Consider the following 9,087-nt stretch of genomic DNA (forward strand, 5'->3'; position numbering starts at 1 on the left):
GCGCGGCCGGGCGGTGTCGGTGGGTCAGAAGCGCAGGTGGCCCTGCTCGGCCAGGAGCATCGGGTTGCCGGCGCGGTACAGCAGGTCGCCGGCGCGGGTGTCGATGCCGATGGTCAGCAGGGTCTCCCAGCGTTCCTTCGGCGCCAGGCTGAGGTCCGGGTGGAAGCAGATCGGCGCCTGCGCGCCCGCCGCGCCGCACATGGCGCGGGCGCGGGCGGCCAGGTCGGCGTCGCCCATGGCGGCGCGCCGGGCGTCGACGTGGTCCAGGCGCAGGTAGGTGGTGGACACGTCGGCGGTGCGCTCGCCGGGCACCAGCTCCGGCGCCAGGAAGTGGTTGGTGTGGGTGATCCAGCCATCTGCGGCCGGCAGCACCACGGCCTTGGCCATGGGTGACATCTCGATGCTGGCGGCGCGCGGCGCCTGGTCGTCGCGGCCGAACACGGTGAGCACGGTGGAGGCGCTGACCCGCGCCGAGCGTGCCAGCTCGATGGCGTCCTCGACACTGCGCGCCTCCTCCAGCAGGCGGCGCGCCACGGCGTGCACCGGGACGCCGCCGCTGCCGTCGTCGCTGGCGTGGTGCAGGATGTTGAAGTGCAGGCCCAGGCCGGCGCTGTTGACGCCGATCTTGCCGAGCATGCCGAACTCGGTGAACAGCTTGACCCGCAGGCCGGTGCTGCCCTCCAGCTGCAGCAGCAGGCCGTGGGGCACCAGGGCGTCGTGCCAGTCCCAGGTCTGCAGGGTGCGCGGCGCCTCGGCGCCGGCCGGGGCGTACACGGCGGTGGAGCATTCGCCCTCGGCGGCGGCCGGCATGACAGCGAGGATTTCCGTGCGCGCGTTCAGCGCCGCCAGCTGCCACAGCGGCAGGCCGGCGCCTTCGGCGGTGGCGACCAGTTCCTGGGCCAGGCCTGGGCTCCAGGCCTGCAGCGAGGCCAGGCTGGCTTCGCCGATGGCGCGCACCTGGCGCGGATCGATGTCCACCTGGGTGAAGAAGTCGAGGTACAGCGCGCAGGTCTGCCGGATCTGCGGCGCCCAGCGCTCACCGATCTGGCGGCCGCGTTGCTGCGGGTTGTGGGTGTCGGTGACGAAGGTATGGAGTTTCACGGCGATTTCCTGTGCTGCGGCGTGTGGCGGACATGGCTTCGCCGTGGCGCGCCCGCGGGCGCGCCGGGCGAGGCGAGGTGGGTCAGCGGGAGAAGACTTCGCGGCCGGCGAAGTAGGTCTTCAGTACCTGGGTGTCGCGCAGGGCCTGGGGCTCGATCTGGAACACGTCGCGGTCCAGCACGATCAGGTCGGCCTGCTTGCCGGGCGCGAGCGAGCCGATCCGCCGGTCCAGTCGCAGGGCGCGGGCGGCGTTGAGGGTGTAGGCCTGGAACATGGTCTCGCGGTCGATCGCCTCGTCCGGGTTGAGCACGCCCTTCGGGCCGTCGCGGCTGATGGCCTGGTAGATGGCCAGCCACGGGTTGGCGGTGGTGATCGGCCAGTCGCTGGCACCGGCGATGGTGGCGCCGTTCTTCAGCAGCGAGCGCGCCGGGTACATGAAGCGGTAGGCCATGGCGCTGACGTAGGGCTTGACCAGGTCGACGCTCATCTCGTCGGCGGCGGCCCAGTACAGCTGCATCGAGGCGATCACGTCGAGCGGCGCGAAGCGGGCGAACTCCTTAGGGTTGACCATCTGCAGGTGGGTGATCGAGTGCGGGACGCCGCTGCTGCGCTGCTGGCGGGCGAATGCCACGGCATCAAGCGAGGCGCGCACCGCGCGGTCGCCGATGGCGTGCACGTGCACCAGCCAGCCGCGGGCATCGGCGGCGTCGACCAGGCGGGCGAAGCCCTGCGGGTCGAACAGCAGCTCGCCGTTCTTGCCCGAGTTGCGGTAGGCGTCGAGCAGGGCGGCGCTCTGCGCCGGGTGCTCGGCCACGCCGTCGGCGAACACCTTGATCCCCGGCAGGTTGAGGTTAGGGATGCCGGCGAAACGCTGGCGCACCTTGTCCAGCTCGTCGAGGTCGGCCGGCGTGGCCCTGGAGTCGGCCATCAGCAGGGCGGCGACGTGGGCGTTGAGCCCGCCCTTGGCGGCCAGCGCCTGGTAGGCCGGCAGCACGCCGGGCGAGTCGTTGTGGATGGCGCCGCCGGGGTTCTCGTTGACCAGCGGCTCCATCCAGGCGGTGATGCCGAGGCCGTGGTAATGCGACTGGGCGTCCTCCAGGGCGGCCAGCAGCTCGGCGCCGCTGGCCAGCGGCAGCAGTTCCTGCACCGGGTAGAGGCCGGCGTCGACCAGGAAACCGTTGGGCTGCCCGTCCGGGTGGTGGCCGAGGGTGGCCCGTTCCTCGCCCTCCAGCGCCGCGACCCTGGCGGCGTCGATACCGGCCTTGGCCAGCATGGCGCGGTTGGCCCAGCCGGTGTGGTAGTCGCCGCCGGACAGGAGGATCGGGGTGTCGGCCCATTCGCCGGAGTTGAAGCGCCGTTCCAGTTCGGCGATGCGGTCCCAGTAAGCGGTGGGCACGCCGCCCACGGCGAGGAACTCGCCGCGCCGCGCGCTGCCGTCGTCGCGCCACTGGCGCAATTTGAGCTCCAGCTGGTCCAGCGGCAGGTCCTCGCCGTTCAGGCCGGCCTGGCGCATCTGCAGGCCGCCCTTCACCACGTGGGCGTGGGAGTCGATGAAGCCGGGCATCAGCACCTTGCCGCCGAGGTCGACGAGCCGGGTGGCGTCCTGGCGCAACCCGAGCACCTGCTCGTCGGTACCGACGGCGAGCACCTTGCCGTTCTCGATGGCGATGGCCTGCTGCAGCGGCTGGCCGGGCTCGGCGGTATACACCTTGCCGTTGTGCAGGATGAGGTCGGCGGCGGCCATCGTTTCCATCGAGGCAAAGGATATTGCGCTGGCGAGCATCAGAGGGAGCAGCGGTTTCATGCGGAGGCCCTGTTTCTTGTTAGTCTGGTGGGCAGGCTAACCAGTACGGCAGGCCGGAAAAACGCCATGAGCTGCACAACTTCTGTGCCTGTCAGGAATAGATCAGTGGATAAACTGAGCGCACTCACCATGTTCGTCGCCACCGCCGAACAGGGCAATTTCAGCCGCGCCGCCGAGCAGCTGGGCAAGACCCCGTCGGCCCTGACCAAGGCCGTGGCGCAGCTGGAGGCGGAGCTGGGCACCCGGCTGTTCGAGCGCACCACCCGGCGCATGGCGCTGACCGAGGCCGGGCACATCTATCTGGAGGGCGCGCGTCAGGCGCTGATGCAGCTGCAGCTGGCCAGCGAGGGGGTGGAGCAGTTGCAGCACGAGTTGCGTGGCAGCCTGCGCATCACCGCGCCGCCGTCCTTCGGTCCCGCCTTCCTGGCCCGGGTGTGCTGCCGCTTCCTCAACGATCACCCGCAGGTGCATCTGGAGGTGGAGCTGAGCGACGTCTACGTCGACCTGGTGGACGGCGGCTACGACCTGGCCCTGCGCGACGGCCCCACCGACCTGCCCGGGGTGATCGCCCAGCCGCTGGTGGAGAATCACCTGCTGCTGTGCGCCAGCCCGGCCTACCTGGCGCGCAGGGGCGCGGACGTGAACCTGGACAACTACCTGGGGCACGACTGGCTGATCTTCCGCCACCCGCTGCTCAACCGGCACTTCTGGTGGGTGCAGCAGGGCGACCGGCGCATCCGCCTGGCCCAGCCGGTGCCGCGCCTGGCCAGCGACAACTACGACTTCCTGCTGGCCTGCCTGCTCGACGGCCAGGGCCTGCAGTTCATACCGCAGTGGAGCGCCGCGCCCTACCTGGCGCGGGGCGAACTGGTGGAGGTGATGCCCGAGTACTGGCGCGAGCCCAGCGCCTTCGGCCCCTGGATACACCTGCTGTACCTGCCGCACCGGCGCAACACGCGCAAGGTCAAGGTGTTCATCGAGTACCTCAAGCGGCACTGGCAGGAGGGGCTGCCCGCCTAGCGCCGGCTCAATCCACCCGCAGGTCTTCCCCGGCCGCCTGCAGTTCTTCGTAGGCGCGGTCGAGCCTTTCCAGCAAGCGCTTGCCGCCGGGCCAGTGGCGCGAGGCGATCAGCCTCGACTCGAAGCGTTGCAGCACGGTGTAGGGCAGTGGCGACAGGCCCAGCTCCTTGCGCACCTGCTCCACCGGGGCCTGGTAGTCGAGCAGGTAGTCGCCGCGTTTGCGCAGCAGCATGGCCAGGGCGGAGGCGTGGGTGCTGGTGCGGTGGGTGCTGATGCCCATGTGCGGCGCTTCCAGCAGGTCGTTGATCTGCTTCCAGTAGCTGTAGCCGCCGATCACGATCACGTCCTTGCCGCGCAGGCCGTCGGGGAGTTCCGGCGGTGGCGTGTCGTGGCGGTAGTAGAGGGCCAGGCTGAAGTGGCCCAGCGCATGGCGGGCCTCATGGGTGTGGCCAATCAGCTCCGACTTGCCGCCGGCGCCGGGCCAGAGCTGCACGCTGCCGTCCTGCAGTCCGGCGTACAGCCGCGCGCCCGGCAGCGAGCGGTACTCGCCGCGGTAGCCGGCGTGACGCAGCAGGCGCTCGGTCAGGGCCAGAACCGAGCCGCGCGGCTCGCCGTTCTCGTCGGTCCAGGTGTAGGGGGGGAATTCGTAGTAACCGACCGAGATGACCGGTTCGGCGGCCGCGCTCTGGGCCAGGGCGCCGGCACAGCAGAGCCACGCCAGGAGGGCAGGAAGAAGGGTTCTGCGCATCGTTTACCGCCGCGCGACTCGAGGCCGTCTTGTTGTTTCGTCACGGCTTCGAGCATGGCGGCAGGCGCAGGCTTTGTCCAGCGTACACCTGTGCGCTCCAGCGCCCGGCTCAGCTTTGCTGGGGCTCGACGTACAGCTCGTAGATCAGCTCCATGTCCCAGTACGCGGCCTCGATCTTGTGCCCGTCGAGGTCGCGCACGAAGCAGCCGTAGTAGGGCTCGCCGTAGTGCGGGCGTGGCCCGGGCGGGCCATCCGGGCTGGCGCCGGCGGCCAGGGCGGCCTCGTAGAAGGCGTGTACCGCCTGCTTGTCCTGGGCGACGAAGCCGAAGTGGGTGCCGTTGCCGACGTTCGCCGGCTGTCCGTCGATGGGCGCCTGCACCCAGAACTCCGGGTATTCGCGGCCCCAGGCCACGGCGCCGGGGTGTTCGAGGATGCGCTTGCAGCCCAGGGTGGGCATCACCTTGTCGTAGAAGGCCACGGCCTCGTCGAACCGGTTGGTGCCGATGGATACGTGGGACAGGATGCTGGGGTTCTGCTCGGCCATGGTGTTTCCTCCCTGGAGTGGAAGTGCCAAGCCTAGCAGTTGCGCCGGTTTTTTCCCGGCTCAGCTGCTGTGGCTGTCCTCGGTGGGCCGCGGGCTGCACAGCATGAAGCAGCGGAACAGCACCACGCTGGAGAACAGCTGGAGGAAGCCGTTGATCACGTCGAGCAGCAGGCCGTCGATGGCGTCCGGCTGCTCGCCGAGCAGTTGCAGGGTCCAGTCGTCCAGCAGCCACAGCGGCACGATCACCAGCAGCACGCAGGCCAGCAGTGACCAGAAGTGGCCCACGCTCAGCGCGTAGCTCTCGCGCATGGCCTGCAGCGGCGACAGCCCGCGCAGCACCAGCAGGTATTCGGCGAAGGCCAGCTTGACCATCAGCCACAGCGCCAGCGGCAGGAACAGGGCGCCGCCGAGCATGATCAGCAGCGTGCTCAGGGCCGTCAGCACGGCGAGGGACGGCCACAGCGGCAGGCTGGCGGCCAGCAGGTTGATCAACGCGGGGCGTTGGCCCTGGCTGCGGGCGTCGAGGTAGAGGATCAGCGCCGCGCTGTACAGCGGATAGAAGAACAGCCCCACCAGCAACTCGTAGGCCGGCGCGTGCGACGGTTCCACCATGGCCGAGACCAGGGCGCGCACCAGGCATTCGGCGGCGATCAGCGGCAGGCACAGCGGGGCGATGCGGGCCAGGTGGCGAGTGAAGAAGTAGAAGGAATCACGCAGGATGCTGAGCGGGTTCATCGGCAGGTATCGCGGCAGTACGTCTGCCTCACTTTAGCCGATGGGCGGGGCGGGGAACATGCCCGGCGCCTGCGCACGCATTAATACCCCCGGGGCGCCGGGCGGCAGGTCATAATGGCGGCCTTTTCCATGCGAGCCCAGCCGTGCGCAGAATTGCCTTGTTCGCCGATGTGCAGAACCTCTATTACACCGTTCGCCAGATCCATCGTTGCCACTTCGACTACGCAGCGCTGTGGCGCCGGCTCTCCGCCGATGGCGAGATCGTCGAGGCGCGTGCCTACGCCATCGACCGTGGCGACGCCAGGCAGCAGCAGTTCCAGCAGATCCTCCGTGGCCTGGGCTTTCAGGTGATGCTCAAGCCCTATATCCAGCGCAGCGACGGCTCGGCCAAGGGCGACTGGGACGTGGGCATCGCCCTGGACGTGATGGAGGCGGCCGAGCGGGTGGACGAGATCGTCCTGGCCTCCGGCGATGGCGACTTCGACCTGCTGCTGGAGCGTGCCCGAGCCCGCCACGGGGTGACCTGCACCGTGTACGGTGTGGACGGTCTCACCGCCCATTCCCTGATCCGCGCCGCCGACCGCTTCGTGCCGGTCGAAGGCTCCCTGCTGCTGAGGCACTAGCCGATGACGGAACGCATCGCCGTAATCGACTTCGAGACCACCGGCATGTCGCCGGCCCAGGGCGCGCGCCCGACCGAGGTCGGCGCGGCGATGATCGAGGGCGGGCGCATCGTCGCACGCTACCAGAGCCTGATGAACGCCGGCGCCTGGGTGCCGCCCTTCATCGAACAGCTCACCGGCATCAGCAACGCCATGGTTCGCCGCGCGCCGCCGGTGGCCGAGGTGATGGCCGAGGTGGCCGGGTTCGTCGGCGACGCGCCGCTGCTGGCACACAACGCGGCCTTCGACGCGAAGTTCTGGGATGCCGAACTGGGCCTGCTCGGTCGCCGCCGGGCGCGTGACTTCGCCTGCTCGCTGCTGCTCTCGCGGCGCCTGCTGCCGGAGGCGCCCAGCCACGCCCTGGGCAACCTCAACCGCTGGGCCGGGCTGCCCGACACCGGCCAGGCCCACCGCGCCCTGGCCGACGCCGAGATGGCAGCCAACCTGGCCCTGCACCTGCTGGCGCTGCTGTGGGAGCGTCACGACATCCGGGCGGACCACGCCTACCTGTGCGGCCTGCAGAAGCTTTCGGCAGCCAAGGTGCGGGCGCTGCTGCGCGCCAGTGCATGACTCCCCTCTCCCTCTGGGAGAGGGGCCGGGGGTGAGGGTCTTCCAGGCGTAGGGTGCGCTGTGCGCACCTGGGCTGCAGAGGAGCGCCGGTGCGCATGGCGCACCCTACCCGGCGCCGGATGCGCAACGGGATTGTGCAGTTGACCCGAACGAAAACGCCCCGGCAGTGGCCGGGGCGTTTTCGTATCAGCCGCGCATCAGTGATGCTCGCGGGTGGCGCGGAATTTCACGTCGGGCCAGCGTTCTTCCATCAGGCTCAGGTTGACCCGGGTCGGGGCCAGGTAGGTCAGGTGCCCGCCGCCGTCCACGGCCAGGTTCTCGAAGGCCTTGTCGCTGAACTCCTTGAGCTTCTTCTCGTCGGTACACTCGATCCAGCGGGCCGACCAGACGGTGATCGCCTCGTAGGCGCACTCGACCTTGTATTCCTCCTTGAGGCGGCTGGCGACCACGTCGAACTGCAGCACGCCCACGGCGCCGAGGATGATGTCGTTGTTGCGCTCGGGGAAGAACACCTGGGTGGCGCCTTCCTCGGCCAGTTCCTGCAGGCCCTGGCGCAACTGCTTGGACTTCAGCGGGTCCTTCAGGCGCACGCGGCGGAACAGTTCCGGGGCGAAGTGCGGGATGCCGGTGAAGCCCAGCACCTCGCCTTCGGTGAAGGTGTCACCGATCTGGATGGTGCCGTGGTTGTGCAGGCCGATGATGTCGCCGGCCCAGGCCTCTTCCAGCTGCTCGCGCTCGCTGGAGAAGAAGGTCAGGGCGTCGGCGATCTTCAGGTCCTTCTTGATCCGCACGTGGCGCATCTTCATGCCCTTCTCGTACTTGCCCGAGCAGATGCGCATGAAGGCGATGCGGTCGCGGTGCTTGGGGTCCATGTTCGCCTGGATCTTGAACACGAAGCCGCTGAACTTCTCTTCCACCGGCTCCACCACCCGCTCGTGGGCGGCGCGCGACAGCGGCTTGGGCGCCCAGTCGACGATGCAGTCGAGCACCTGGTCGACGCCGAAGTTGCCCAGCGCGGTGCCGAAGAACACCGGGGTCATCTCGCCCTTGAGGAAGGCGGCCTGGTCGAACTCGTGGCAGGCGCCCTGGACCAGCTCCAGCTCGTCGACGAAGCGCTCGTAGAGGTCGCCCAGGTGGGCGCGGGCCTCGTCCGAGTCGAGTTTGTCGATGATCTTCTGCTCGGTGCGCTCGTGGCCGTGGCCCGGTGTGTAGACGATGATCTTGTCCTGGGCCAGGTGGTAGACGCCCTTGAAGTCCTTGTAGCAGCCGATCGGCCAGGTGATCGGCGCGGCCTTGATCTTCAGCACCGCCTCGATCTCGTCGAGCAGCTCGATGGGGTCGCGGATGTCCCGGTCCAGCTTGTTGATGAAGCTGACGATGGGCGTGTCGCGCAGGCGGCAGACTTCCATCAGGGCGATGGTGCGCGGCTCCACGCCCTTGCCGCCGTCGAGCACCATCAGCGCCGAGTCCACCGCGGTCAGGGTGCGGTAGGTGTCCTCCGAGAAGTCTTCGTGGCCGGGGGTGTCCAGCAGGTTGACCATGTGCGCCCGGTAGGGGAACTGCATCACCGAGGTGGTGATGGAGATGCCGCGCTGCTTCTCCATCTCCATCCAGTCGGAGGTGGCGTGGCGGTCGGACTTGCGCGACTTCACCGTGCCCGCGACCTCGATCGCCTTGCCCATCAGCAGGAGCTTCTCGGTGATGGTGGTCTTACCGGCGTCGGGGTGGGAAATGATCGCGAACGTGCGGCGTTTGGCGACTTCGGCGGCCTGGATGGTCATGGGTCTGTGCCTGCGGGAGAGCGGTGGCGGGCGCGGGGCGCCCGGAAAAGCGCGGGATTATAACGGCAACCGGCCCGCCAAGGCAGGCCGGGTGTCGCCGACGCGGCAGCGGCCTTGTGGGA

At 69.2% G+C, this 9,087-nt stretch carries 9 protein-coding genes; 3 read left to right on the forward strand and 6 right to left on the reverse strand.

The genetic code is table 11. The annotated features are described in order from the left end of the window. Positions 1–24: 24 nt before the first annotated feature. Positions 25–1,101 carry a C45 family autoproteolytic acyltransferase/hydolase gene (locus N7640_RS10940; protein WP_279902743.1) on the reverse strand — a complete coding sequence of 359 codons (1,077 nt, stop codon included), beginning with the start codon at positions 1,099–1,101 and terminating at the stop codon, positions 25–27. An 82-nt stretch (positions 1,102–1,183) separates the two neighbouring features. Next, positions 1,184–2,905 carry an amidohydrolase gene (locus N7640_RS10945; protein WP_279902742.1) on the reverse strand — a complete coding sequence of 574 codons (1,722 nt, stop codon included), beginning with the start codon at positions 2,903–2,905 and terminating at the stop codon, positions 1,184–1,186. A 105-nt stretch (positions 2,906–3,010) separates the two neighbouring features. Between N7640_RS10945 and N7640_RS10950 the strand changes: the two genes are divergently transcribed. Further along, the gene (locus tag N7640_RS10950) at positions 3,011–3,925 is read left to right on the forward strand and encodes a LysR family transcriptional regulator (RefSeq protein WP_279902741.1); all 915 of its coding nucleotides are present in this window, start codon (positions 3,011–3,013) and stop codon (positions 3,923–3,925) included. A gap of 7 nt (positions 3,926–3,932) precedes the next feature. Here the strand turns inward: N7640_RS10950 and N7640_RS10955 are convergent, their stop codons facing one another. The 3 genes from N7640_RS10955 to N7640_RS10965 all read right to left on the reverse strand — a co-directional run bounded on the left by N7640_RS10955 (position 3,933) and on the right by N7640_RS10965 (position 5,952). Next, positions 3,933–4,673, reverse strand: a complete 741-nt coding sequence (locus N7640_RS10955) for a transporter substrate-binding domain-containing protein (RefSeq protein ID WP_279902740.1) — start codon at positions 4,671–4,673, stop codon at positions 3,933–3,935. 109 nt (positions 4,674–4,782) lie between these two features. After that, entirely contained in the window at positions 4,783–5,217 is a 435-nt protein-coding gene (locus N7640_RS10960; RefSeq protein WP_279902739.1) for a VOC family protein, read from the reverse strand. Positions 5,218–5,277: 60 nt separating this feature from the next. Continuing rightward, complete coding sequence (locus tag N7640_RS10965) at positions 5,278–5,952, reverse strand: hypothetical protein (protein ID WP_279902738.1); 675 nt, start codon at positions 5,950–5,952, stop codon at positions 5,278–5,280. Positions 5,953–6,095: 143 nt separating this feature from the next. On the opposite strand from N7640_RS10965, the gene N7640_RS10970 reads away from it, so the two are divergent. Together N7640_RS10970 and N7640_RS10975 are read left to right on the forward strand one after the other, a co-directional pair. Next, positions 6,096–6,575: an NYN domain-containing protein gene (locus N7640_RS10970; protein ID WP_279902737.1), complete on the forward strand. Its 480-nt coding sequence runs from the start codon at positions 6,096–6,098 to the stop codon at positions 6,573–6,575. 3 nt (positions 6,576–6,578) lie between these two features. Next, complete coding sequence (locus N7640_RS10975; RefSeq protein WP_279902736.1) at positions 6,579–7,184, forward strand: 3'-5' exonuclease; 606 nt, start codon at positions 6,579–6,581, stop codon at positions 7,182–7,184. A gap of 197 nt (positions 7,185–7,381) precedes the next feature. Here the strand turns inward: N7640_RS10975 and N7640_RS10980 are convergent, their stop codons facing one another. Next, the gene (locus tag N7640_RS10980) at positions 7,382–8,965 is read right to left on the reverse strand and encodes a peptide chain release factor 3 (protein ID WP_279902735.1); all 1,584 of its coding nucleotides are present in this window, start codon (positions 8,963–8,965) and stop codon (positions 7,382–7,384) included. Positions 8,966–9,087 lie beyond the last annotated feature (122 nt).

The sequence above is a fragment of the Pseudomonas sp. GD04015 genome, from assembly GCF_029837675.1.
Lineage (GTDB): Bacteria > Pseudomonadota > Gammaproteobacteria > Pseudomonadales > Pseudomonadaceae > Aquipseudomonas > Aquipseudomonas paralcaligenes.

What these genes read in the sequence shown, in the direction of transcription:
- N7640_RS10975 (WP_279902736.1), top strand. Translation starts at nt 6,579, where the DNA reads ATGACGGAACGCATCGCCGTAATCGACTTCGAGACCACCGGCATGTCG.
- N7640_RS10980 (WP_279902735.1), bottom strand. Translation starts at nt 8,965, where the DNA reads ATGACCATCCAGGCCGCCGAAGTCGCCAAACGCCGCACGTTCGCGATC.
- N7640_RS10945 (WP_279902742.1), bottom strand. Translation starts at nt 2,905, where the DNA reads ATGAAACCGCTGCTCCCTCTGATGCTCGCCAGCGCAATATCCTTTGCC.
- N7640_RS10955 (WP_279902740.1), bottom strand. Translation starts at nt 4,673, where the DNA reads ATGCGCAGAACCCTTCTTCCTGCCCTCCTGGCGTGGCTCTGCTGTGCC.
- N7640_RS10960 (WP_279902739.1), bottom strand. Translation starts at nt 5,217, where the DNA reads ATGGCCGAGCAGAACCCCAGCATCCTGTCCCACGTATCCATCGGCACC.
- N7640_RS10965 (WP_279902738.1), bottom strand. Translation starts at nt 5,952, where the DNA reads ATGAACCCGCTCAGCATCCTGCGTGATTCCTTCTACTTCTTCACTCGC.